The 24,889-nt window shown below is 60.3% G+C and carries 19 protein-coding genes and 2 pseudogenes; 9 read left to right on the top strand and 12 right to left on the bottom strand.

The annotated features are described in order from the left end of the window. Positions 1 to 19: 19 nt before the first annotated feature. From secDF to fahA, 5 genes and pseudogenes are all read right to left on the bottom strand, one after another. Positions 20 to 3,003 (bottom strand): annotated as a pseudogene (gene secDF, locus LRS06_RS00640) (protein translocase subunit SecDF). Between the two features lie 198 nt (positions 3,004 to 3,201). Then, positions 3,202 to 3,579 carry a hypothetical protein gene (locus LRS06_RS00635; RefSeq protein WP_257869687.1) on the bottom strand — a complete coding sequence of 126 codons (378 nt, stop codon included), beginning with the start codon at positions 3,577 to 3,579 and terminating at the stop codon, positions 3,202 to 3,204. 461 nt (positions 3,580 to 4,040) lie between these two features. Continuing rightward, entirely contained in the window at positions 4,041 to 4,571 is a 531-nt protein-coding gene (locus LRS06_RS00630; protein ID WP_257869686.1) for a hypothetical protein, read from the bottom strand. A 27-nt stretch (positions 4,572 to 4,598) separates the two neighbouring features. After that, positions 4,599 to 5,738 (bottom strand): zinc-dependent alcohol dehydrogenase, encoded by a 1,140-nt coding sequence (locus LRS06_RS00625; protein ID WP_196954582.1) that lies wholly within the window; start codon positions 5,736 to 5,738, stop codon positions 4,599 to 4,601. A 303-nt stretch (positions 5,739 to 6,041) separates the two neighbouring features. Continuing rightward, positions 6,042 to 7,325: a fumarylacetoacetase gene (gene fahA / locus LRS06_RS00620; RefSeq protein ID WP_257869685.1), complete on the bottom strand. Its 1,284-nt coding sequence runs from the start codon at positions 7,323 to 7,325 to the stop codon at positions 6,042 to 6,044. A 228-nt stretch (positions 7,326 to 7,553) separates the two neighbouring features. On the opposite strand from fahA, the gene LRS06_RS00615 reads away from it, so the two are divergent. Together LRS06_RS00615 and LRS06_RS00610 are read left to right on the top strand one after the other, a co-directional pair. Beyond that, positions 7,554 to 7,718 (top strand): hypothetical protein, encoded by a 165-nt coding sequence (locus LRS06_RS00615; RefSeq protein ID WP_257869684.1) that lies wholly within the window; start codon positions 7,554 to 7,556, stop codon positions 7,716 to 7,718. Continuing rightward, positions 7,708 to 8,214, top strand: coding sequence for a hypothetical protein (locus tag LRS06_RS00610; RefSeq protein ID WP_257869683.1), 507 nt, complete (start codon positions 7,708 to 7,710; stop codon positions 8,212 to 8,214). The genes LRS06_RS00615 and LRS06_RS00610 overlap by 11 nt, the downstream gene beginning before the upstream one ends. A gap of 374 nt (positions 8,215 to 8,588) precedes the next feature. Here the strand turns inward: LRS06_RS00610 and LRS06_RS00605 are convergent, their stop codons facing one another. The 5 genes from LRS06_RS00605 to LRS06_RS00585 form a co-directional block, all read right to left on the bottom strand. After that, positions 8,589 to 8,924: a NifU family protein gene (locus LRS06_RS00605; protein WP_257869682.1), complete on the bottom strand. Its 336-nt coding sequence runs from the start codon at positions 8,922 to 8,924 to the stop codon at positions 8,589 to 8,591. 165 nt (positions 8,925 to 9,089) lie between these two features. Beyond that, entirely contained in the window at positions 9,090 to 10,193 is a 1,104-nt protein-coding gene (locus LRS06_RS00600; RefSeq protein ID WP_257869681.1) for an Mrp/NBP35 family ATP-binding protein, read from the bottom strand. 281 nt (positions 10,194 to 10,474) lie between these two features. After that, positions 10,475 to 11,173 (bottom strand): LytTR family DNA-binding domain-containing protein, encoded by a 699-nt coding sequence (locus LRS06_RS00595; protein ID WP_257869680.1) that lies wholly within the window; start codon positions 11,171 to 11,173, stop codon positions 10,475 to 10,477. Further along, positions 11,170 to 12,318 carry a sensor histidine kinase gene (locus LRS06_RS00590; RefSeq protein ID WP_257869679.1) on the bottom strand — a complete coding sequence of 383 codons (1,149 nt, stop codon included), beginning with the start codon at positions 12,316 to 12,318 and terminating at the stop codon, positions 11,170 to 11,172. The genes LRS06_RS00595 and LRS06_RS00590 overlap by 4 nt, the downstream gene beginning before the upstream one ends. A gap of 1 nt (position 12,319) precedes the next feature. Further along, a complete protein-coding gene (locus LRS06_RS00585) occupies positions 12,320 to 13,423 on the bottom strand; it encodes a sensor histidine kinase (RefSeq protein WP_257869678.1) in 1,104 nt (367 codons plus the stop codon). 140 nt (positions 13,424 to 13,563) lie between these two features. Here LRS06_RS00585 and LRS06_RS00580 point away from each other — a divergent pair, with 140 nt between their 5' ends. The 4 genes and pseudogenes from LRS06_RS00580 to LRS06_RS00565 all read left to right on the top strand — a co-directional run bounded on the left by LRS06_RS00580 (position 13,564) and on the right by LRS06_RS00565 (position 19,774). Then, positions 13,564 to 14,847 (top strand): hypothetical protein, encoded by a 1,284-nt coding sequence (locus tag LRS06_RS00580; protein ID WP_257869677.1) that lies wholly within the window; start codon positions 13,564 to 13,566, stop codon positions 14,845 to 14,847. A gap of 264 nt (positions 14,848 to 15,111) precedes the next feature. Further along, positions 15,112 to 16,126: pseudogene (locus LRS06_RS25495) on the top strand (LLM class flavin-dependent oxidoreductase). 362 nt (positions 16,127 to 16,488) lie between these two features. Beyond that, positions 16,489 to 18,549, top strand: a complete 2,061-nt coding sequence (dnaG, locus tag LRS06_RS00570) for a DNA primase (RefSeq protein ID WP_257869676.1) — start codon at positions 16,489 to 16,491, stop codon at positions 18,547 to 18,549. Positions 18,550 to 18,754: 205 nt separating this feature from the next. After that, positions 18,755 to 19,774: a TrkA family potassium uptake protein gene (locus LRS06_RS00565; RefSeq protein ID WP_257869675.1), complete on the top strand. Its 1,020-nt coding sequence runs from the start codon at positions 18,755 to 18,757 to the stop codon at positions 19,772 to 19,774. 33 nt (positions 19,775 to 19,807) lie between these two features. On the opposite strand, the gene LRS06_RS00560 is transcribed toward LRS06_RS00565, so the two are convergent. Continuing rightward, complete coding sequence (locus tag LRS06_RS00560; RefSeq protein WP_257869674.1) at positions 19,808 to 20,560, bottom strand: hypothetical protein; 753 nt, start codon at positions 20,558 to 20,560, stop codon at positions 19,808 to 19,810. Between the two features lie 126 nt (positions 20,561 to 20,686). Between LRS06_RS00560 and LRS06_RS00555 the strand changes: the two genes are divergently transcribed. After that, a complete protein-coding gene (locus LRS06_RS00555; RefSeq protein ID WP_257869673.1) occupies positions 20,687 to 21,925 on the top strand; it encodes a glycosyltransferase family 4 protein in 1,239 nt (412 codons plus the stop codon). Beyond that, complete coding sequence (locus tag LRS06_RS00550; RefSeq protein WP_257869672.1) at positions 21,919 to 23,121, top strand: glycosyltransferase; 1,203 nt, start codon at positions 21,919 to 21,921, stop codon at positions 23,119 to 23,121. Before LRS06_RS00555 ends, LRS06_RS00550 begins: the two co-directional genes overlap by 7 nt. A gap of 112 nt (positions 23,122 to 23,233) precedes the next feature. Here LRS06_RS00550 and LRS06_RS00545 read toward each other — a convergent pair whose 3' ends face one another. Next, complete coding sequence (locus LRS06_RS00545; RefSeq protein WP_257869671.1) at positions 23,234 to 23,860, bottom strand: hypothetical protein; 627 nt, start codon at positions 23,858 to 23,860, stop codon at positions 23,234 to 23,236. A gap of 213 nt (positions 23,861 to 24,073) precedes the next feature. Here LRS06_RS00545 and proC point away from each other — a divergent pair, with 213 nt between their 5' ends. Next, positions 24,074 to 24,877 carry a pyrroline-5-carboxylate reductase gene (gene proC, locus LRS06_RS00540; protein ID WP_257873352.1) on the top strand — a complete coding sequence of 268 codons (804 nt, stop codon included), beginning with the start codon at positions 24,074 to 24,076 and terminating at the stop codon, positions 24,875 to 24,877. The last annotated feature ends 12 nt before the right edge of the window (positions 24,878 to 24,889 follow it).

Here is a 24,889-nt window from a genome sequence, read left to right as displayed (position 1 = left end):
TTTTACTCGCATACAACCGTTACACCGGCGTAGAGCTCAGCCGGGGCGACTCGCCCAGAGGAGCGGCAAGGCCGTCGCCAGCCGCGTCGCCTTTGCGGCCGGACGTATCCAACACGATGGGCGTGGCAATGAAGAGCGTGGAGTACGTGCCGAACACGACTCCCACAATCATGGCAAACGAGAAGGAGCGCAGCGTTTCCCACCAAAGATGTAGAGCACCACCACTACTACCAGCACCGTGAGCGAGGTGATGATGGTGCGCGAGAAGGTGGAGTTCAACGCCGGGTTTACCACCTGGGCAAACGTCAGCGTAGGGTTTTCGCGCAGGTACTCGCGGATACGGTCGTACACTACCACCGTGTCGTTGATGGAAAAGCCGAGGATGGTGAGCACCGCGGCCACAAACACTTGGTCCATCTCGTAAGTAACGCCGAAAAAGCGGGCAATGGGGAAGGCTACGATTACCATCAGCACGTCGTGTATCAGCGCCACAATCGAGGCCAGCGAGTACTGCCACTTCTCGAAGCGGAACAGCACGTACACGAAGATGCCTACCACGGCCAGCAGCAAGCTGAGCGCCGAGGTCTGCTTGATGTCGTCGGCCACGGTGGCGCCCACCTTCGACGAACTGACGATGGTGGGGTTGCTGTCGGCGTACTGGGCCAGGCCCTTACGCACGGCCTGCTCTACTTGCTGGTCGGCCGCCTGGCTGTCGTCGCCGGCCAGGTAGCCGGTAGTGATGCGCAGGCGTTGCGGTGCTCCGAAGGTTTTTACCTCAATGCCGGCCCCCTGCAGCTCGTCGCCCAGCGCGGTGCGCACGTCGGAGGCCACCACCGCCTTGTTGAAGTCGACGGTGTAGCTGCGGCCGCCTTGGAAGTCCACGCCCAGGTTGGGGCCGCCCTGCACGGCCATCAGCACAAAGCCCAGAATGATAACAGACCCCGAGAACAGGTAGGCAATTTTGCGCTTGCCCACGATGTCGAAGTTGAAATTCTTGAACATGTTGAATGATACCGACGTGGCGAAAGTCCAGCTGGTGGCGTTCGGCCCCGAGGTCAGCCAGTCGACGATAACGTGCGAGAGGTACACCGAGGTGAGGAAAGAGGTGAGCACGCCAATGCCCAGCGTGATGGCAAAGCCCTGTACCGGGCCCGTGCCGAAAAAGCCTAGGATAAGGGCTACCAGCAGGGTGGTTACGTTGGAGTCGAAGATGGCCGAGAAGGCCCGGCTATAGCCGATGTGAATAGCTTCTTTGGTGCTGACGCCTCGGGCCAGCTCCTCCCGGATACGCTCAAAAATCAGCACGTTGGCATCCACGGCCATGCCGAAGGTGAGCACCAGGCCGGCAATGCCGGGCAGCGTAAGCGCCGTGCCGAACTGGGCCAGGATGCCCAGCACCAGAAAGATGTTGAAGCCCAGGGCCAGGTTGGCCACCATACCGCCCTTGCCATAGTAGCCCGCCATGAAGATCATGATGAGCACCAGACCCGCCAGTGAGGAGTACAGCCCCTGATTAATAGCCTCCTGCCCCAGTGAGGGGCCCACCACGGCTTCCTCCACAATACGCGTGGGCGCGGGCATCTTGCCAGCTTTCAGCACCTGGGCCAAGTCCTGGGCTTCCTCGATGGAGAAGCTGCCCGAGATGCTGGTGTTGCCGCCGGCAATTTCATCCTGGACCACCGGGTCGGAGTACACGTAGTCGTCGAGCACGATGGCCACTTGCCGACCCACGTTGGCGGCCGTCATTTTCTGCCACTTGCGGGCTCCCGAGGGGTTCATGCTCACACTCACCTCCGGCTGACCGCCCTGGTCGTAGTCCTGACGGGCGTCCGATACCACCTCCCCGGACAGGGGCGCCACGCCACCGCTCCGGTCCTTCTTCACCGGAATCAGCCGCAGGTACTCCTGCTTGTCGATGGTGGTGGGCTTCGAAGCCCAGAGCATGGTCAGATTGGGGGGTAGGGTAGCCCGGGCTTCGTCGGAGCGGAGGAGACGATTCATGCGGGCAGTGTCGCGCACGTTCACGCCCAGGCCGCCGGGCATGGTAAACAGACGCGAGAGGGCGCCGCCTTTCGAGGCTGCTGCAGAGTCGGTTTCTGCGGCGGCGGTTTTGTTGTTCCGGGCCAACTGGGCGGCCAGCGAGGTCGAATCCCCAGCTGCCGCTGTTGCGGTATCGGTAGAGGTGGCGGGGGCTGCGCTTGGGCCGCCGGCTTTGGCCAGGGCTTCCTTGGCAGCCAGGGCCTGATCGAGCTGCATGAGGTAGGGGCCGACTTCATTCTGGTTCCAGACCTCCCAGAACTCGAGCTTGGCCTGGCCCTGTAGCAGCTTGCGCACGCGCTCCGGGTTGTCGACGCCGGGCAGCTCAATCTGCAGGCGGCCTGTTCCTTTCACCCGCTGGATGCTGGGCTGATTCACGCCGAACTTGTCGACGCGGGTGCGCAGGATGTCGAACGAGCGGTCAATGGCTTCCTCGACTTCCTTGTTGATGGCGCCGATGACTTTCTCGTCAGGAGAGTTGATATCAATGCCGCGGCTTTTGTTGGCGGTGTTGGCAAACAGGCGCGCCACGGGCTTGCCGGGGGCCAGCTCGCGGTACTGCCGGGCAAACAGCGCCGTGAAAGGCGTGCCCGAATTAGTTTTCTGCAGCTCCTGGGCGCGGGCAATAGCCTGATTGAATGCCGCGTCTTTGGAGTTACCGCTCATGGCGCGCACGATTTCCACGGGCGAGACTTCCAGCGTCACGTGCATGCCGCCCTTCAGGTCCAGGCCCAGGCCCAGCTCACTCTGGCGCACATCACGGTAGGTGTAGGGGCCGAATACGGGCGCACGCCACACGGAGTCAAGGTAATGCTGGCGCCGCGACTCATTAAGCTTGCCGTTCTGGGTGGCATAGGCCACGGCCTTGTCCTGCACCCCGCGTGAGATGTAGGTGAAAAACAGGAAATAGCCGCACAGCGCTGTCACGACAACTGTGAGGGCAATGATTAATCCTTTGTTACGCATTGGATGATTACTAAGCAGTGAATTGCTTACAGGCAGTTGTGAGAAAGCACTACCGGCCCGTAATGATGCCTTGATGTATTTCTTCTGAGCACGTGCAGGAAGTATGGCGTTTTCAAAGCCAAGCACATAGGCGTTTGCCCGATGCTACTGCAAAAGCAGGTCATCAGGCACAACCCCTGCTCATGCCACAAAGCCGTATTAGGGCGCCTGGGGCGACATCGTCATAGCCAGTAGCTGGGCCCGAAAGAACTCTCCGGCTCGCACACCGGCCCGGGGGCGGGGCACCGCAAGTGTGCGGCGTAGCAGGGGCTGCCAGCACGCAGCCAGCGCCGGGTTGGGAAGCCAGGCCAACACCGCTGGCGCCACGTAATGGCCGTGCGTATGCGTTGCCTCCAGTACCACTTTATGCTTCACCACCGATACCTCAGGGGGCACTGCTAAGGTCCCGGCTTTGGCATGAACGGCCGGCAGATGCAGCATCTCCACTTCCCGGTGGTTCAGGCCAAGCGCGATAATTACCGAAACCGCCAGGGTTGCGAAGCGCAGCAAAAACCAAAAGCGGGATAGAAGAGGCATCGGGCGAGTTAGATCAGCAAAGATACTACGCCTGGCCGGGAGCTTGGTCACCTTGTTGTTGCCCGGCTGCTGGCTGCTCTGTCAAGTCGCTTATTGTATTGAATGGTAGTGAATTATGTAAGTAAGTAGCTGGCTTTCAACCGTGGCACGTTCCACCTAAACGCCAGCCAATACTGGGAAAATGTATAAAAACAGTCAGCAGATAAAGGTCAGAAAGGCCCATTTTATCCAAGTGCTTCTGACCTTATGGCCAATAATAACTGCTAGGCCATAACAAAACACGCCCACGAACAAGGTGGTTTCACCTCGTCCGTGGGCGTGTTGCTCACAGAGTATTGTGCGCGGGGCGCTACGTGTTTGGGCTAGGCAAAAGCTTGCGGCACCTCTTTCACATAGACGGCTGCTCTTGCATAAAGCGGCTGATGAAGCGTCCCCGCGTTGTTGGGCCCGCTGCTGGCAGCTTAGTAAGGGCGCTGTGGTCTGCGCTTTTCCTTTTTATCTCCGCTTGAGCTTAGCAATACCAAGGCGCCAGCAGCCACTGCGGCCACGGTAGCCAGCTTCAGTATCAGGCTGGTACGGTTGTGTTTCCACTCCACGGGGTAGCCTTTTTCGGCGTAGATGTTCGGCACTTTGCCATGCACGAAGTCGTCTAAGATGCCTTCTACTACGTTCACGCGGTCGGCAAAAACCAGGGGCAGCCAGTGGCGGTAGCGGTTTTCGCTGTACCGGAAAGCTACCCGGCGAATCATGCCGCTCAGGCCACTTGGGGGCACAGTAGTGCCATACACGGCCGACACGTTGGGCCGCTCAATGGAGCGCAGCTTCTCGGGGCCTTCCTGCTGCAGGGTGGGGCGGTGCTTGCTGTCGGGGTCCTGGCCTACATTCATGCGGGCCCGCATGGGGTAGGTGGGGTCGTTCTTGGGGTCCGCGTCCACGCCCCAGCCCGGAATCTGCTTGGGGTCGATGGGCGTATTTATCACGTTGTTTTCCATGGTAGGTCGGCGTTTCGGGGTGGCAGATTAGGGAATCAACACGGGCTTGATGCAGTTGTCGAGCTTAGCCGAGAACATGCGGTAGCCATCGGCCACTTCCGCCAGCGGAATGCGGTGAGTAATCAACCCTTTGGGGTTGAGCGTACCGTTCTGCACGTGCTGGATCAGGCGCGGCAGCAGGCGCTTCACCGACGCCTGGTTGGCGCGGATAGTCAGGCCCTTATTCAGCACGTTGCCAATCGGGATGAGGTTATCGGTCGGGCCGTAAACCCCCACGATGGACACCACGCCGCCTTTCTTAACCGAGTTGATAGCCCAGTGCACGGCCGTGGCCGAGCCGGCCTGCAGCAGCAGCTTGCGGCCCGTGATAGTCTGCATGGCGTTGCCGGCAGCTTCGGCACCTACGGCATCAATCACGCAGTCGGCCCCAATCCAATCGGTAATCTTCTTGATGAACACCACCGGGTCGCCGATTTCCTCGAAGTTGTAAGCCTCACAGTAGGAGTAGTTGCGGGCAAAGTCAAGGCGGTACTCTTCCTTATCGATGATAATGACCCGGCCGGCGCCAAACAGCCAGGCGCAGCGGGCAGCCATAATGCCAACCGGGCCAGCACCAAATACCACTACGGTGTCGCCGGTCTGGATGCCAGCCATTTCGGCGGCCTGGTAGCCGGTGGGCACAACGTCAGTTAGCAGCACAGCGTCGTCGAGGTCCATTCCCTCGGGGATGATGGTGGGGCCCACGTTGGCGTAGGGCACCCGGGCATACTCAGCCTGGCCGCCGTCGTAGCCGCCGGCGGTGTGCGAGTAGCCGAAGATGGCACCTACGGCCGTAGCTTCGGTATTCGACTCGTGGCAGTTGCCGTACATGCCCTGCCGACAGAAGTGACACTCCCCGCAGGCAATGTTGAAGGGTACCAGTACCCGGTCGCCGGTTTTCAGCTTGGTAACTTCCGAGCCGATTTCCACCACTTCCCCCACAAACTCGTGGCCGAAGGTGGTGCCCACGCGGGTATCGGGCACGTTACCGTTGTAAAGGTGTAAGTCGGAGCCGCAGATGCAGGTACGCAGCACCCGCACAATAGCATCCTGCGGGTGCTTGATTTCCGGCATCGGTTTCTGCACGGCACGGACCCTTTTCGGGCCTCGGTAGTCCATTGCGAGCATACAATTCCTGTTTTGTAGTGAGAGTAGATGTTTTTCCTTCAGGCCGCTTGCATGTAGGCTTTTCCCAAGTAAAGACTGGAAAAATCAAGGGCTGAATGGTAGTAAATTGTACTCCCTGCTATCCGTAGGGTTACAGGAATTTGGTAATAAGCCGGAAATACGTACTTCGCCCGCAGTACTCCGGATAAACACGTACGTTGGCCAACCGAAGAGTACTTCATTGGACCATAATGTATTACAGCACAAGACCCGACTTCGGTCAGGAAGCCGGGCCTTGTGGACAAGGTAAAAGCGGAAGCAATGCTACAGCTGCGGGGCGGGCAGCACTTTGCCCGTTACTTCCCCAAAGCCGATGCGTAGGCCGTTCCGCTCGCAGTAGCCGCGCATGGTCACCCGGTCGCCGTCCTGCAGAAACTTGCGCTCCGAGCCGTCGGCCAGGGGCAAGGGGCGGGTGCCGCGCCAGGCCAGCTCCAGCATCGAGCCCAGCGAATCGGGGGTGGGGCCGGAGATGGTGCCGGAGGCGTACAGGTCGCCGACTTCCAGGTTGCAGCCGTTGGAGCTGTGGTGAGCCAGCTGCTGGGCCATGCTCCAGTACATCAGCCCAAAGTTGGAGCGCGACACAGTGGTTTCGGGCCCGGCTTCGGGCTGGATGGCTACCTCCAGGTTGATGTCGAAGTTGTGCTTGTCGAGCTGGCGCAGGTAAAGCAGGGGCTCGGGTTCCTGCACGGGGCCGGCCACCCGGAAAGGCTCCAGCGCATCGAGCGTGACCACCCACGGCGACACGCTGCTGCCGAAGCTCTTGCCCAAAAACGGCCCCAGCGGCACGTACTCCCAGCTCTGAATATCACGCGCGCTCCAGTCGTTGAACAGCACCAGCCCGAAGATGTACTCCTCGGCGTGCTGCACCGGCACGGTGTCGCCGAGCTGGGTGCCGCGGCCCACCACAAAGGCCATTTCCAGCTCAAAATCCAGCTGCTGCGAAGGGCCGAAGGTAGGTGCGGGGGCATCGGGGGCTTTGCGCTGCCCGTTGGGCCGGCGCACATCGGTGCCGCTCACCACAATGGACGAAGCCCGACCGTGGTAGCCAATGGGAATGTGGCGCCAGTTGGGCAGCAGGGCGTTGGCCGGGTCGCGGAACATGATGCCCACGTTGGTGGCGTGCTCGATGCTGCTGTAGAAATCGGTGTAGTTGTGGGGCTTGATGGGGCGCAGCATCCGCACCTCGCGCTGGCGCAGCAGGCAAGCGCGCATCACCTCATCCGAGCGCAGCGCGGCATTGTCGTGGCGCAGCAGCTCCGATACACGCTGGCGCACGGCCCGCCACGCCGGTCGGCCCAGGGAGATAAACTGGTTGAGGGAGCGGCGCCGGAAAATCTTCGGCATCTTCGGCCCCAGCTCCAGGTCCTCAAAAAAGCCGAACTGCGCCACGGCGTACAGATCCAGCACGTACTCGCCGATGGCCACGCCCAGGCGCGGCCCGCGCTCCTCCGTCTCAAACACGCCAAAGGGCAGGTTCTGAATTGGAAAGTCGCTGCCGGGAGCAATATCAATCCAGGAGTGCAGGGCGGGGTCGTTGGGGTTGGCCATTCGGGTGCATGGTTGGTGGTAGGAGCAGCAAAGGTAGCGGGGGCGGAGGAATGAGGTGGGAATGAGGACTTGGAAATATAGTAAAGCCAGTACCTTTACTACAAGCAGTTGACAGTCAAGTAAAGCGCCTGCCCGAATAAGGACCTGGAAGCTATATTGAACAGCAGCTCAGACTTTGCCGTTAATAGTGCAGGACCTCTTTAATATCGTCAGCAAATCATTTTACTCATGGAAAATCTAATTCGGTACACCAGCTTTAAAGCTTTAAAGAGGGAAGTCAGTACAGACAATATTCCTGAAAGAGATAGAAAAATGACGCAATTCAAAGAGCTTATGACCCTTATGAAAAGTAGTAGAAAGGAAGTAAAAAAGAATAAAAATAGTGGAAAGTAATCTGCTCAATACTTTCAGCAATATCTGTCAAGTGCTAAACAAATGTTCTGTTGAGTATTTGATAGTTGGCGGCACGGCTGTTGCCTTGCATGGATATTTCAGATATACTACTATTTCCTCCGGTGCAGTGGCTGAAAAGCCGGACTTTGACTTCTGGTATAATCCGTCTTACACAAACTACTTCAACCTCCTGAACGCATTGGAAGAACTTGGGCAAGATGTTGCGGCCTTTAAGAGTGAGCAAGCGCCCAATCCAAAAAAGTCATTCTTCAAATACGAATTTGAGGACTTTACCATTGATTTTCTCCCCGAGCTTAAAGCACCTCTACGATTTGCTTCGGCTTTCGCAAACAGAGAAGTCATGCATTTAGCAGGAATTGATGTTGCCTTCATAGGGTATAGTGACCTAATGACAGACAAAGCAGCCAGCGCCCGGCCAAAAGATTTAACTGATATACAGGAATTGGAGGATAGAAACAGGACGCAGGAGGACTAGATGGTATTGCTGTTGAAAAATAAAAAAATAAAAATGGGAAACCTCGTCAAGGCTTACACACAATTGAAAATAATTAATAAATCAACTATTGTGTGTTGGCTATGTAAATTATTGTTTACTGTAAATATTATATTAACAATATTTCCTGACCAGCTTAGTAGTGTCATGCATGTCATTAATATGTTGTCATTAATAGGGATGTGGTTTTATTTTTACAAAAAATATTTAATAGCATTAGCGCTTATGGTATGGGGTATGTGCCTGCATTTGTCGTTCTTAGGCGTTGTATAAACTACATTTTCCCAAACCACCGCGCCCCGCCTCCGACCGGAAAACCGGCAGGAGCGGGGCGCGCTGTATAAATCGAAGTACGCTTAAAACCCGGGCGTCGGTACTGGGGCGGGCGACACGGGGTGGCCGGTCTGGCCGGCGGGCTGCGCCGACATGGGCGTGAGGTTGATGGCTTCCACGGCGCGTATTTCGGGCACGGCTTTCTTCACCGATTCCTCCACGCCGGCTTTCAGCGTCATCGGCGACATGGGGCACGTGCCACAGGCGCCCAGCAGCTCCAGTTGCAGCACCATATCGTCGGAGATGCCCAGCACGCGCACGTTGCCCCCGTCGGCGGCCAGATAGGGCCGGATGGTGTCCAGGGCCTGCTCAATGCGAGGCAGGAGCGGATGGTTTTCTACGGCTGCGGAATGCGTCATGAATCTAAGATTGAGCTGCAGGCCGGGCCAGGAAAGGCACCGTTAGCAGCAAATTACTTGGTCAAAGGTAGCGCTTTTGGCGCGTATGGAAGCAACAAACCGACCAGCCGCAAAGTTGCCTGACGAGCTGGCAGACAGCTTAACCAGCTGAAAACGATGGAAATGCTACGATTTCATTTCCACGATGTTGGTTTTGGGCGCCACGGCATTACGGATGCTTACCTGCCGGGCCAGCTCCTCGGCCAGCTGCGCGAATACGGCAGCAGAAGGTGTGTTCTCCTGCAGGATGGCGGGCGTACCCAAGTCACCGTTTTCGCGGATGCTCTGCACCAGCGGAATCTGGCCCAGCAGCGGCACCTGGTGCTTTTCGGCCAGTGCCACGCCGCCGCTTTCCCCGAAGATGAAGTATTTGTTGTCAGGCAGCTCGGCAGGCGTAAACCAGGCCATGTTCTCCACAATGCCCAGCACCGGCACGTTGATCTGGGGCAGGCGGAACATCTGCAAACCCTTCTCGGCGTCGGCCAGGGCTACTTTTTGGGGCGTAGTCACGATGAGCGAACCGGTGACGGGCACCGTCTGCACCATGGTGAGGTGGATGTCGGAGGTGCCGGGGGGCATGTCGAGGAGCAGGTAGTCCAACTCGCCCCAGTCTACTTCCGTGATGAACTGCTTGAGGGCCGACGATGCCATGGGGCCGCGCCACACAATGGCCGACTCGGCCGGGGCCAGGAAGCCAATGCTCATCAGCTTTACGCCGTGGGCTACAACAGGCTGAATCAGGTTTTTGCCGTCGGGGCCCTGAAACACGTGGGGCCGCTCGTCCATCACCCCAAACATGAGGGGCATGGAGGGACCTGAAATATCAGCGTCCACGAGGCCTACTTTGGCCCCCGATTTGGCCAGGGCAATGGCCAGGTTGGCCGTCACAGTGCTTTTGCCCACGCCGCCCTTGCCCGAGGCAATGGCAATGATGTTCTTCACGCCGGGCAGCAGGTCGCGGTTCTGGCGCATGGTCGTCACGCGTGAGGTCATCACGACAACCACTTCAGCCTCCGCGTCCACCATGGTGTGGATGGCGCGCACGCAGGCATCGTGGATGAGCTGCTTGAGGGGGCAGGCGGGCGTGGTGAGTACTACCGTGAAGGAGATAGTGCGGCCGCTGATCTGCACGTCCTCAATCATGTTGAGCGTCACGAGGTCTTTGCCCAGGTCGGGCTCCTCCACGTAGCTCAGGGCCTTGAGGACGTCTTCTTTGGTTATGGTTGCCATTCGATAAGTCAATCGGGGAAATACGGATGCAAAGATAACCCGGAAACCGGGGCGGCGGTTGCAGCGGAGCAGAACGTATTCCCATTAGAACGTCATGCTTTATCTGGCGTCCGCTTGTCGAAGCGTCTCTACCGCTTCGTTGCAATGCTAATGATTAGCCAGCGGTAGAGATGCTTCGGCTTCGCTCAGCATGACGGATAGTTTTGCAATGTCAGCACGCGAGATTCCTCGGTCCCTGGCTGGATTCGGCACCTGCTCAGAATAACGTACAGATTGCCCTTCTACAACCCGAACTGGGCTAGCAGAGCTTCTTTGTGCTGCTTGCCGATGGGCAGCTTCTCGGGCAGGTCGTAGAGCTCTACTTCGTTGCCGCTGATGGCCCGGATGGCGTCGGTGCGCACGATGTAGGACTTCTGGATGCGGATAAAGCGCGAAGCCGGCAGCTGATCTTCCACCCGGCTCATGCGCAGGTAGGTGATGATCATCTGGTTTTTGAGCACGATGCGGATGTAGTCCTTCATGCCCTCGATGTAGTAAATTTCATCGAACAGCACCCGCCGCAGGGAGTGGCCTTCCTTCACGAACAGAAACTGCGGCTCCGGCGCCGCCACCGCCACCGGGCGACTGTTGACCACCGTCAGGGCTTTGTTCACAGCCTTCATAAAGCGTGGGAATGACACGGGCTTCACCACATAGTCCAGCGCGTCGAGCTCGTAGCCTTCCAGGGCGTGGTGGGGCGAGGCCGTGACGAAGATGACGTAGGGCGCGTTGTGCAGGGAACGGATAAACTCCAGTCCGTTGACCTGGGGCATGTTGATGTCGGAAAACAGCAGGTCGATGCGCTGCTGCTGGAGCACCTCCAGGGCCTCGAACACATGCTCGCAGCTGGCCACCAGGTGCAGGCTGGGCATCTGGGCCACGTAGCTTTGCAGCAGCTCGCGGGCAAACGGCTCATCGTCGATTATCAGGCAGTTGATCATAAGGCAGAAGCAGGAGTAAGCAGTGCAGCGGGCACGGGAGCCGAAGTCAGGTGCAGGGTGAGGTTTACGGCGTAGGTGTGGGCGTCGGGGTCTTGGGTGATGGTGAGCTGGTAGTCCTGGGGTGCGTAGTGCAAGGCCAGGCGCTTGCGCACGTTGGCAATGCCCACGCCCCCAAACGCCCGCTCAGGCGCCCCCGGGCTGAAGCTGTTGCGCACCGCAAAGCGCAACTCCTGGCCTACCACGTCCAGCGTAATAGTTACCCAGGAGGCATCGAGGCTGCTGTCGACGCCATGCTTGAAGGCATTTTCCACGAACGGAAAGAACAGCAGGGGCGTGACGAGCAGGTGGGTGCCGGCGGTGGGCGGCTGGTAGCGGATGCTGACCTTCTGGCCATAGCGCAGGCGCTCCAGCTCCAGGTACGCCTCCAGAAACCCGAGCTCCTGGCGGAGCGGCACCAGGGCCGCCTCGGCCTCATACACGGTGTAGTGCATCAGGTGGGCCAGGTGCTGCACCATGTCGGGGGCGCGCTCGTCCTGCTTCACCACCATCAGGTACAGGTTGTTGAGGGTGTTGAAGAGAAAGTGCGGGTTCACCTGGGCTTTGAGGAAGTTGACTTCCAGGTGGAGGTTTTCGCGCTGCAGGTGCAGGCTGCGGTTGCTGCTGCGCAGCAGAAACTGAATAAAGCGCAGCAGAATGGGCGGCACCACCGTCACCACGAAGTCGCTCAGGCCCATGCTCACGCTGCGCCAGGAGAACACGCCCTGCCAGAGGCTCCCATCCAGAAAGCGGTGCATGTAGCTGTAGGCATCCTTGGAAATGAGGCCGTGGGCGTCGAGCAGAGCGTAGTAGGCGTAGGAAAGCAGCGCCCACCCGTAGTAAATGCCTACAATGCCCAGCAAGGTGAGCCCCCAGCGCCGCCCCAGCAGCCAGCGCGGCAGCATCACCAGGGAGAAAAAGTAGAACCCGGCCACCGTGGCCAGCGTGTCCTTGACCACGAAGCCCCAGGTAACCAGCGGGCTTTCCTGCCACTGGCTGAACACGGCGTACTCGTAGCCCACAAACAGGCCCCAGAGCACCAGGTGCCGGAGCACGCGGCCAGCCCGAGCACTCAGGTATTGCCGAACGGGAAAACCAGCCAGGGCCATATCAGAGCTGAATGTGCAGGTGAACGTGAACGTGCCGGCCTTCTTCGGTGAGGGTGGCCGTGTGGCGGCCCGGGTACTGCAGCGCCAGGCGACGCTGGGCGGCCTGCACGGCGGCATCGGTGCGGTAGGTGAGGGGCAGGGGCGCGGCGGTGGCCCGCGTGAGCGTGAGCGTGAGCGTGACTTCCTGCGGCTGCACGTCTACCCGGCTGGAAATATGCGCGACTAGCGCAGAAGCATCCAGCCCGGCAAACAACCGCTCCAGAAAAGGGTGTAGTAGCAGGGGCGCCAGCTGCTGGATAGTAGCCGCGCCCCGCACTTCGTGGCTCACGGTTACCTCGGGGTGGCGCAGGCGCTCCAGGGCCAGGTAATCATCCAGAAATTCCAGTTCCCGGCTGAGGAGTACCCGCTCCGTATCGGTTTCGTAGAGGGTGTAGCGCATCAGGTCGGCCAGGTGCAGCACTACGTCGCCGGCGCGGGCGTCGCGGGTACGGGTGAGCTGGTGCAGGCTGCCGAGGGTGTTGAACAGAAACTGTGGGTTGATCTGGGACTTGAGGTAGCTGAGCTCCAGGCGCAGATGGTCGCGCTCCAACGCCAGCCGCCGCCGGTCCACTACCAGCGCGTAGGCCAGAAAGCTGATGAGCACCGGAAACAGCAGCACGGCCAGCAGGTGCATCCCCATGCTCAGCTGCCGGAACGGGCTCAGCAGGCTGGGCCAGAAATCGGCTACGTAGAACGTGTGCAGCAACTGGCGCAGGTCGGGGGCCAGCGGCAGGTAGGCTTCGGCCAGGCGGGAGCCCGCGTACATCCAGAGCTGAAAGGCGTAGAGCAGGGCTACGCCGCCCGCCAGCGCCCGCCAGTGCCGGCCCTGCAGCAGCCACCGCGGAATAATGAGGTAAACCAGGCTATTGAAAAGCAGGATGGCAAAGCCCATCTGCAGGGCTACCAGCGGCCATACCGGCCCGTCGAAGTGAAAGTTGGGGCGGTTGTTCCACGCAAAGTAGAAGCCCGCCAGCAGCGCCCACAGCAGCCCTTGCAGCAGCAGCGTGGTGGTGCGGGCGCTAAGCTGTTGCCAGCGGAAGAACGATAGCGCGCGGGGGAGAGGCATCAAAAACGGGAGGACAACTCAAGCTTTGGTGGTGTGGGGCCGCTACTTGGTCGAATACTTTTCGGGAGCCTAAAGCTCTGCAATTTCTTTGGGTCAGTTCTTCTTTCTCTCCCTCGAATCTTTCCTTTCAGCCCTCCGCCATGCCCCGCACGTTTCTGCCTTCTGCCCTGCGCACTTTCGCCCGCCGCCTCACCGGCCTGGCTTCCCTGGGTTTTGCCCTGGCGTCCGGCCCCGCCGCCCAGGCCCAGAGCCCGGCTCCGGTTGCCGATACCACGTTCCAGCGCCTGCTGCATAAGCATCAGCTTGCCCTCACCCAAAGCGGCGCCCAATTCAGCGGCGCGGGCTGGGACAAGCTCCGGCTGGATATCCAGAAAAGCCAGCTGGTGCTGCTGGGCGAAGACCACGGCATGGCCCAGATTCCGGCGTTTGCCACGGCTGTGGCCGAGGTGCTGAAGCCCAAGGTGTACGTGGCCGAAATAGACCGGTACCAGGCCCGCGACCTGAGCCAGCTGGCCGGCCAGCCCGGTTTGCCCACGGCCTTCAGCCGGCAGTACCCCATGAATCTGTCGTTTTATAGCTGGGTTGAGGAATTTGAGCTGGTGCGCAGCCTCCGGGCTCAGGGCACTGCCATTGTGGGCATCGAGCAGGTGGGCGCCGCCACGCCGGGCCGTCTGCTGGGGCTAATGGCCGACCAAACGAAAAGCAAAACGGCCAAGGCCTACCTGCGCAAAACGGCCGCCACCTTCCAGGCCCAGGACCGCGCCGACATGGTGGCCGGTACCTACAACCGCTCCACGGTGAACACCCTGCGCCCCACTACCCTCGACAGCCTGCGCGCCGCCACCCAAAAGGAAAGCCCCGAGGTGCGCCGGATGCTGCAGGACTTTGAAGCCAGCGTCGCCATTTTCCAGCTCAACTACGCCGGCAAGCCCGGGGCCCACCAAACCCGCATCAACCTCATGAAGCGCAACCTGCTGCAGGAGCTGCAGCCCTACCAGACGGCCGGCCAGCCCTTGCCCGCTATGCTCTTCAAGTTCGGGGCCTACCACCTGGGGCGCGGCCGCAGCATCTGGGGCGACATCTACGACGTGGGCAACCTGGCCGTGAACCTGGCCGACATGCACGACCAGAAAACCCTGCACATCTTCGTCATTGGCAAGCAGGGTACCCAGGTGGGCGGCGCCAACCCCAACGACTTCAGCAAGAACGTGGCGAAGTATGCCCGCACCGATGAGGCCATGGTAAAACCCTTTATGGCGGCCACGCCCGCCGGCGGCGCCTGGCAGGTGTTCGACCTGCGCCCCCTGCGCCGGGCCATGCTCCGCCAGAACATGCCCGTAGCCGACCAGGAGTTGCAGGCCACCATCCTGGGCTACGACTACGTGGTCATCATCCCCGAAACTACCGCCAGCCGGAATTATTGAGTTGCTAGTTCTCAGTTGCCGGTTGTTCGTTGTTCGGGGGTAGGGAGAACGTCATGCTGAGCGGAGGCGCAGCCGGAGCCGAAGCATCTCTACCGCTTCCTTAGGTTTACTACACTACCAAGATGCTGCGCCTCCGCGGACGCCAGATGGAGCATGACGTTCTACTTGGCAACCATTAGCGAACATCTAGCACCTACCAACCGACAACTGAGAACCAACAGCGCCCGTGCCGGTTGTAGCAGCTCACCTTCTCTCCTGAAGATTATGCAGCTTGGTATCGACAGCTTCGCCGCGGCCCCCACGGGTGGCACCGCCTCCGACAACGCCACGGCCTTGCGCCAGCTCCTCGGACGCATTGAGCGGGCCGACCAGGTGGGCCTCGACTTCTTCGGTATTGGCGAGCATCACCGCCGCGAGTTCCTCGACTCGGCTCCGGCCGTGATTCTGGGCGCGGCGGCCTCGCTCACCCGGCGCATCCGGCTGGGCAGCGCCGTTACAGTGCTCAGCGCCGCCGATCCGGTGCGGGTGTTCCAGCAGTTCTCTACTCTCGATTTGCTCAGCAACGGCCGGGCCGAGCTGGTAGTAGGCCGAGGCTCCTTCACCGAAGCTTTCCCGTTGTTCGGCCTGAACCTGCACGACTACGACGCTCTGTTCGAGGAAAAGCTGGGGTTGCTGCTGCAGATTCGCGACCAGGAGCAGGTGAGCTGGTCGGGGCGGTTTCGGCCGGCACTTAGTGGGCAGGCGGTATATCCGCGGCCCCTGCAGGCGCAGCTTCCTATCTGGCGCGGGGTAGGCGGCACGCCCGGAGTCGTTTGTGCGGGCCGGGGCCATGGGCCTGCCGCTGATGGTGGCCATCATCGGGGGTGAAACCCACCGCTTCCGCCCCCTCATCGACCTTTACCGGGAGGCCGGCAAGCAAGCCGGCTTTGCCCCCGAACAGCTGCAAGTGGGCCTGCACTCCCTGGGCTACGTGGCCGAAACCACCGAGCAGGCCATAGCCGACTATTACCCCGGCTACGCCCGCACCTTCACCCGCATCGGGCGGGAGCGGGGCTGGCCGCCCGTCACGCCCGGCCACTTCGAGGCCCAGCGCGGCCCCCGCGGGGCGCTGCTGGTGGGCAACCCCGAGGAAGTAGCCGCCAAGATTCTGCGCCACGCCGAAGCTCTGGGCGGGGTCAGCCGCGTTACGTTCCAGATGGACAACGCCGACCTGGCCCCCGAAAAGCTGCTCCGCGCCATTGAGCTGCTGGGCGAACGGGTAAAGCCGCTGCTGGGGTGAGGTACGCTTTGGACATAAATAGAACGTCATGCTGAGCTTGCCGAAGCATCTCTACCGCTTCGTTGGGTTTGCTACCCTACCAAGATGCTTCGAAAAGCGGACGCCAGATGAAGCATGACACTTAGCCGGCCCAGCTCCTGGTATACTTCTATTCTGTCAGCCACTTTGCAGGAGCCTTCCCCGAGCAAAGTCTAGAGGCAGTCTAGAAGCAGTCGAGAAGCAGCCTAGAGGCACCGTATAGCTAAAGTGCAACTGCCAGCTGCCCTGAGCCGGGGAAATAGCGGGGTGGTTGCCGGCCTGCCCGCGGGTTCCTTGTATCTTCGGCGTCCTGTTCTGCTGCTTACCTGTTGCCCCGCACTGCCTTGGCTCGCATCCCCAAAGAAACCGTTGATCAGATTATCCACCACGCCGACATCGTGGAAGTGGTGGGCGACTTTGTAAGCCTCAAGCGTAAGGGGCAGAATATGTGGGCCTGCTGCCCGTTTCACCACGAAAAGTCGCCGAGCTTCTCGGTGGCCCCGGCCAAGGGCCTGTATAAGTGCTTCGGGTGCGGCAAGGCGGGGGGCGTGGTGCAGTTCATCATGGACATTGAGGGCACCAGCTACGTGGAAGCCCTGAAGTACCTGGCCAAAAAGTATGGCATCGATGTAGAGGAGGAAGAAAAGACCCCCGAGCAGCAGCTGGCCCAAAACGACAAGGACTCGCAGTTTATCATCTCCAACTGGGCCAAGGACCACTACCACCGCCTGCTGCTCAATACCGACGAGGGCCAGGGCATCGGGCTGAGCTACCTGCGCCAGCGGGGCCTCAACCAGACCACCATCAAAACCTTCGAGCTGGGCTACTCGCTCGACCAGTGGGACGATTTGCTGAAGTCGGCCACGGCGGCGGGCTTCGAGCAGAAATACCTGGAGAAAACCGGCCTTATCATCCGGCGCGAAGACGACCAGGGCCAGGACACCGGCCGCCGCTACGACCGGTTCCGGGGCCGCGTGATGTTCCCGATTCACAACGTGTCAGGCCGCGTCATTGGCTTCGGGGCGCGCACGCTCAAGCCCAACGACAAAACCGCCAAGTACCTGAACTCGCCGGAGTCGGACATCTACCACAAGTCCGATGTGCTCTACGGCCTCTACCAGGGGCGGCAGGCCATCCGCACCGAGGAGCTGTGCTACCTGGTAGAAGGCTACCTCGACGTGCTGAGTCTGCACCAGGGCGGCATCAAAAACGTGGTGGCTTCGTCGGGCACGTCCCTCACCGACGGCCAGATCCGCCTGCTCAAGCGTTACACCGACAACGTAACGGTGCTCTACGACGGCGACGCGGCCGGTATCCGGGCCTCGCTGCGCGGCATCGACATGCTGCTGGAAGGCGGCCTGAACGTGCGCGTGGTGCTGTTCCCGGACGGCGACGACCCCGACTCCTACATCCGTAAAGTAGGCGACCAGCGCTTCGTGGAGCACCTGGAGGGCGCCAGCCAGGACTTTATCCAGTTCAAAACCGACCTGGTTAGCCGCGAGGCGGCCCACGACCCGGTGAAGAAGGCCGAGGCCATCCGGGAAGTGCTGCAAAGCATTGCCAAGGTGCCCGACCCCATCAAGCGGCAGGTGTTTCTGCAGCAGACGTCCCAGGCCTTCGGCATCGACGAGCAGGTGCTCATCACCGAGTACAACAAGCTGGTACGCAATGCGAGCCAAAAGGCGCCTGGCGGCCAGAGTGGCGGTGCGAGCGGGGCCAGCAGCACCGGCCAACCAACAACCAGCAACCAGAGACCAGCCACCCGAAACTTAACTCCCGAGGAAGAGGCTGAAGCCCTGATGTATGGAGCCTCGCCGGAAGACCTGGGCGGAAGCAGTGCCTTTGCTACCGAGGAAAAAGAGGAGCTGGAGCCGCTGCCCGACGTGCTGCAGCAGTGCGAGCGGGAGCTGGTGCGCCTGCTGGTGCTCTACGCCTCGCAGCCCCTCTCACCCGACGTGGCGGTGGCCCAGTACCTGCTGGCCCAGCTGGAAGAAACGCCCCTACGCACTCCGCTCTACGCCGATGTGCTGCACGTGTGCCAGCAGGAAATGGAGCAGGGTCGCTGGCCTGAGGTACGCACGCTCATTCAGCACAGCCGCTCCGATATCCGGGCCCTCATCGGCGACCTGGCCACGGAGCGCTACGAGCTGAGCCCCAACTGGACTACTCACCAGATTTACGTGCCCCGGGAGCTGGATCTGATTCAGGAAGCTTGCGACAACGCCATTCTGCGCCTGAAAAAGGAGATTGTGCAGCGCGAGTTAAACCAGCTGCAAAAGGAGCTGCGCGACGCCCGCGACCCGGCCGCCGTGGATAAAATCCTGGAAGCCCTCATGCTCTACAAGCGCCTCGACAACGAGCTGGCCGCCCACCTCGGCACCGTCATTCCGCGCAACGTGGGGTAGAAGTGAAGGAGGAAATTCAAGGAACAGCACCCAACTTAGAACGTCATGCTGGGCGGAGTCGAAGCATCTCTACCGCTTCGTCTGAATAGCATGGCAACGAAGCGGTAGAGATGCTTCGACTTCGCTCAGCATGACAGACTTATTTACTTGCCCCTATTTCCTCATTTGCACCTCAGCACATTCCTCACATTAGCACACCAGATTCATGTGGAAGCGGTTTAACCTGAGCCGGTTTGTGCTGGCCCTGTCACTGTCAGGGCTCAGCCTGGCCAGCGGCGTGGTGGGGTTTATGCTGATTGAGGACTACAGCTTCCTGGATGCGGTGTACATGACGATGACCACCATTTCGACGGTGGGCTTCGGGGAAATTTACCCGTTTTCGCCGGCGGGGCGGGCGTTTGTGTCGGTGTATATTTTCTTCAATTTGCTGGTCATTGCCTACCTCGTGTCGGTTCTGACTACCTATATCTTCGACGGCGAGCTGCGTCACCTTTTCAAGATGTTTAAAACCGACCAGGAAATCCGCGGGTACAGCGGCCACGTCATTGTGTGCGGCTTTGGGCGCAACGGCAGCAAGGCCTACCACGATTTGCGGGCCAACGGCGCCCGCGTGGTGATAGTGGAGCAGGACGAGTCGCTGCTGAAAGCGGCTACCGAAACCAGCGGCGACGTCATTGCGGCCGTGTTCGGCGACGCCACCGCCGACGATACCCTGCGCGCCGCCGGTGTGGAGCGGGCCCGCGCCCTGATTACAACCCTGTCCAAGGATGCCGACAACGTATTTGTGGCCCTCACGGCCCGGGAGCTGAACCCGAACATCAAAATCATTGCCCGCGCCTCTCTCAAAACCAGCGAAGCCAAGCTTCTGCGGGCCGGCGCCGACTCCGTGGTGATGCCCGACGAAATCGGGGGCTCGCACATGGCCAACCTGGTGGTGCGCCCCGAGGTTGTCCGCTTTTGGGACATGATTTCCGGGCTGGGGCCCGATAAGCTGCGCCTGGAAGAAATGCGCTTCGCCGAGATGCGCCCCGAGTTTCAGGGCTGCAGCATCCACGAGCTGGACATCCGCACCCGCAGCGGGGCTACCATCATCGGGCTGAAACAAAGCAGCGGCGAGCTGCTGGTGAGCCCCAACGCCAACATTCGCCCGGCCCCAGACGACATGCTGCTATTGCTGGGCACCGAAGAGCAGATCCACAAGCTGCTCGGGCAGTTTCGGGCTTAGCGGTTGGGGAAGGGCTGGCAGAATAGAACAATACTAGGTTATCCATGATAATTGGTCTTGCTTGATTCGCCAACGCCCCTGGATTTTCTCCAGTAGCAGAAGTTGGGCGTAGCCGTTATGCCCGTTTCCATAAGCCATACTGAAACCGATAATAGCTTTATCCTGAGTTGCATTAAAGACGGCCTTGGAAAGAGTTATGGTTAAAGGGTTAGCCTTGGTTTGTCCTTTGTAAATACGGTGGATAGTGTCTGGAAAAGGTTGAAGCCGGAAGGTACATAGCTCAAAATCAGCTGCCTTCATGAGCGTTTGGGGCTCGTATAGGCTGTCTAGTGCGGCCTGTTCCCGCCCAGGTACTATCTCTTTCAACCAAGTTCTGAGGTCATCCAATCTAAGCTCGGAGAAGCGGATAGGCCTGAATAAAGGTCGCCATAGGCGACCGGAGGCTGAACGGTTCAGGTAGAATGTTCTGAACCGGGCGCTGTCATTAAATAGTCGATTGTGGAACAACTTTCCCTGTACTCGCAACCAAGTCGAATCTGTGTGCGAATACTCGCTATTTTGCTTGTCATTGGAATACACTTCCTCGAAATGCCGATTAATATATTGCCGATCTTCATCGGGGAGATATGTAAAGGCATATAATTGCTTTTCCACTATTTCAATCACTACATCATTATATAGCTGCTTGGTCGGGTCGGTGTGCGTGGTGGGGCACTGACGAAATTCCGGCTCACAGCCCGAAGAGCTTAACAGTGCGAACAGCAGGAGGGAAGCAGCAAACCGCATAACGCTCAAAAGAATAGTAGATGACAGCCCAGGTAACGGACAGCCGGCTGGTTCTGGTGTGGTAGCTGGTAAAAGTCGACCGTTGCCGCAAAGCTGCTAGCTTTGCCGGCCCCTTACCTTTGCCCCGTGCGTATCCTGCAGCTCTGTCCGCGCGTTCCGTTCCCGCCCCACGATGGGGGCGCCATTGCCATGTACGACGTGGCGGCGGGCCTCGCGCAGGCGGGCCACCACGTTACGGTGCTGGCCATCAACACGCCCAAGCACCACCAGCCGGCTACCGTGCTCGACCACCTGGGTCCCAACGTGCGGCTGTTGACGGTGGATGTCGACACCAACCTTTCGCCCATCAAGGCGCTGCGCAACTTCCTCTTTAGTGAGTTGCCCTATAACGTGGAGCGGTTTGTGAGTGAAAAAGTGAAGGTGAAGCTGGCCGAGCTGCTGGGCCAGGAGCAGTTTGATGTGGTGCAAATGGAAGGCACTTTCGTGGCCTGGTACGCCGGATATTGGATTGAAAACGGGGCAGTAAGCTGGAAGAACCTGCCGCCCGTGGTATTGCGCGCCCACAACGTAGAGTATACCATTTGGGAGCAACTGGCCCGAAACGCCGGCAATACGCTCAAGAAATGGTACTTGCAGAAGCTGGCGCAGCGGCTGAAGCTGTTCGAAAAATGGATGATGCACCGGTTTGATGCGGTGGCCGCCATCACTGAGGCCGACCGGCAGCGCCTGCGACAACAGGGCTGTCAGGAGCCGGTGGTGTTCATCCCCGCCGGCGTCGACCTGACCCGCTTCCGGCCCGAGCCCGCCGTGCTGCCCCGGCCACGCACGCTGTGCATGATTGGCTCCCTGAACTGGCTGCCCAACCTCGAAGGACTCGACTGGTTTCTGACCCAGGTGTGGCCCCGCCTAGCGGAGCGTCTGCCCGAGCTGGAGCTGCACGTGGCCGGCACCGGTATGCCCGAGCGCCTGCGCCAGCTGCGCCTGCCCGGCGTGACCATGCACGGCTTCGTGGAGTCGGCGGCCGACTTTATGCGGACCTATGAGCTGATGCTGGTGCCGCTGCTTTCGGGCGGAGGCATGCGCGTGAAGATTATTGAGGGCATGGCGTTGGGCAAAGCCATTCTGAGCACGGCCCTGGGCGCCGAGGGCATCCACTGCCGCCCCGGCCACAACATCCTGCTGGCCGACGACCCCGAGGAATGGGTGCGTCTGCTGGAAGACTACTACCACGGCCGCCTCGACGTAGCGGCCCTGGGCACTCAGGCCGCTCAAACGGCCGCCGAGCTGTACGACAACCGCCGGGTGGTGGCGCGGTTCGAGCAACTGTACCAGCAGGTAGCCGCCGGGCGGCCGGTTTCATGCTAGACGCGGTGCTCATCGGTGCCTTCTGGCTGGCCCTGCTGCTGGTGGCGCACACCTACGTGCTGTTTCCGATACTGCTGAGCTGGCGGGCCCGGGGCCGCCACCACAACGCGCAGCTGTACGCGCCCCACGACGAGGAGCTGCCGCGGGTAGATGTTCTGCTGGCCGCCCATAACGAGGAGCAGGTAATTGAAGAGAAAATCCGCTCCACCTTCGCCACTACCTACCCGCTCGATAAGCTCACCTTGCACATCGGGTCCGACAACTCCACCGACCGCACTCATGCCCTGATTGAACGGCTACAGGTGCAGTATCCCGGGGTGCGCCTGCGCGTGTTTGGGCAGCGCACCGGCAAGCCGGGCATCATTGAGGCGCTGGCCCGGGAAACCACCGCGCCTGTGCTGGTGCTCACCGATGCCAACGTGTTTTTCGTGCCCGATACCCTTTACCAGCTGGTAAAGCATTTCCGGGCGCCGCAGGTAGGCTTGGTGGGGGGGAATATCCTCAACCCCGAGCACCGGCAGGAAGGCATATCGGGCCAGGAAAAGGCTTACCTGGAGCGGGAAAACCTCATCAAATACCAGGAAGGCGTGGTGTGGGGCGCTATGATCGGGGCGTTTGGGGGCTGCTTTGCGGTGCGCCGGGCCTGCTTTCACGCCGCCCCGGCCTCGTTTCTGGTGGATGACTTCTATACCTCCATGGCCGTGCTGCGCGACGGTTACCAGGCCCTGAATGAGCTGGACGCGGTGTGCTTCGAGGATGTGTCGGACCGGCTGCCGGAAGAGTTCCGCCGCAAAGCCCGCATTTCCACCGGCAACTTCCAGAACCTGCGGGAGTTTCGGCAGCTCTTGTGGCCGCCGTGGCGCGGACTGAGCTACGCCTTCTGGTCGCACAAGGTCCTGCGCTGGCTTACGCCGCTGCTGCTGCTGCTCATGCTGCTTTCCAGCGCGGCGCTGGTGGTGCGCGGGGCGGGCTGGTTTTACCAGCTGCTTCTCTTGGGCCAAGTCGGGCTGCCGCTGCTGCTGCTGCTCGACGCGTGGCTGCGCCTTCGCAACCGCCATTCACGCCTGCTGCGCTTTATCACGCACTTCTACAGCATGAACGCGGCGCTGCTGGTGGGCCTATGGCGCTACCTGCGCGGGGCCGGCCCCGCTACCTGGCAGCCCACCCAGCGTTTCCAGCAGGCGGGCAGTAAGTGAGTGAGCAATTGAGTGAATGAACTAAGCTTGACAAACAGCCCGGCATACGGCCAAAAAAGGGGCGCAGTCCGGATTTCCGGCTGCGCCCCTTTTTTGTTCCTGCTTCGTCAGCCTACAGCTTTGCCAGCTTCTTCAGGTCTATCTGCTTGGCTACCGACTCTACCAGGGATAGGTCCTTTTGCTTGTCGGCGTCTACTCTCACCATAAAGCGGCCGCCCAGCGTGAGGGTAAGCTGGGCCCGGCCGTCTTTCTTGTGGAAGTTTTCCATGCCCGAAGCACCTTCTATGCCCAGGGAGGTGGATTTTACCAGTTCTTCGTCGTTTTCGCTTTCCATGCCCAGCGCAAACATAGCCGCCGCGCCCTGGTACATGTCGTGGGCGCCGTTGTAGTCTATCAGTTCGGTTATGATGGTTACGCTGTCTTTAGTGAACTCGCGGCTGGCAGTAGAAAACGCAAAGCCGCCCATCTTCTTCGACTGGCCTTCGGGGTTGCCGGCGGTAAAGCCGCTAATCTCGGCGGGCAGATAGGTCTGCAGCTCTTTGTAGGGCAGGGACAGGGTGTCGCCGCGCTTTTCGCGTTCCTCGCGTTGGGCTTTGGCCGCGTCCAGGGTGTTTTCGATGTTTTCGCCGGCGTCTTTGAGCTTGGCCAGGTTGTCGTAGGCCTGCTTGGTTTTCTGGGCTTGTTCGCAGGCCGAAGTCAGCAGCACGCCGCCGAGTAGGAGGCAGGTAAGTTTTTTCATAGAAAAGGAAAAGAGAAGATCAGGCTCAAAAGTAGCCGGTATTTCCGAACTATATCCATGCTTGAATATTGAGGGCCGCGGCCTGCCCGGCGGTTGGAAATAGTAGCCTGCCCCGGGCCGGGCAAGGCAATGCCGGGTTTCCTGCTTATGTTGGCCGCCAGCCCCCGGCACTTGACGGGCAGGCAGTATTTATTTCAGTTACCGATGAAAAACCTGCGCATTGCTATCCTGGGCTGCGGCAATATGGGCCTGGCCTTCACTAAATCCTTTCTGCACTACAACCTGGTGGAGCGCCAGGACCTGCTGCTGCTGGGCCGCCACGCCGACCACTGCCAGCGCCTGCGCGACGCCCACCCCGGCCTGCCCACCGGCGAGCTGGATGCCCAGGTGGGCTCTTACGATATCGTGCTGGTAGCCGTGAAGCCCCAGGATTTCAGCCGGGTAGCGGAGGCACTGCGGGCCGTGCTGCAGCCCGAGCAGGTGGTGCTGTCCATCATGGCCGGCATTCCCATTGCCCGCCTGCAGCGGGAGCTGCAGCACCAGGCCGTGATGCGCGCCATGCCCAACACGCCCGCGCTGCTGGGCATGGGCATCACCGGGTTTTCGGCGGCGCCGGAAATCGACCGGCTCCGCCTGCACCAGGTGGAAAACCTGCTGAACGCCACCGGCCGCTCCCTTTTTCTGGAGGATGAAAGCATGCTCGACGCCGTGACGGCCGTGAGCGGCAGTGGCCCGGCTTACTTTTTCTACATCGTGCAGGCCATGATTGACGCGGGCCGCCAGCTGGGCTTTTCCGATTCCGTGGCTTCCCTGCTGGTGAAGCAGACGATGCTGGGTGCCTACCACCTGCTCAACAACTCCGAGAAAAGCCTGCCCGAGCTTATTGCCAACGTAGCCTCCAAAGGCGGCACCACCGAGGCTGCCCTGCGCCAGTTTCAGGCCGGCCACCTCGCCGAAACCCTGGCCGCCGGCATTCAGGCCGCCCAGGTGCGTGCCACCCAGCTGGCGAAGGAGTAGGGGTGAGGTAAT

Origin of the sequence: Hymenobacter sp. J193, assembly GCF_024700075.1 — a bacterium.
GTDB lineage: Bacteria > Bacteroidota > Bacteroidia > Cytophagales > Hymenobacteraceae > Hymenobacter.
Note: the sequence above shows the minus strand (reverse complement) of the source record. Positions and strands in the feature narration are given on the sequence as shown.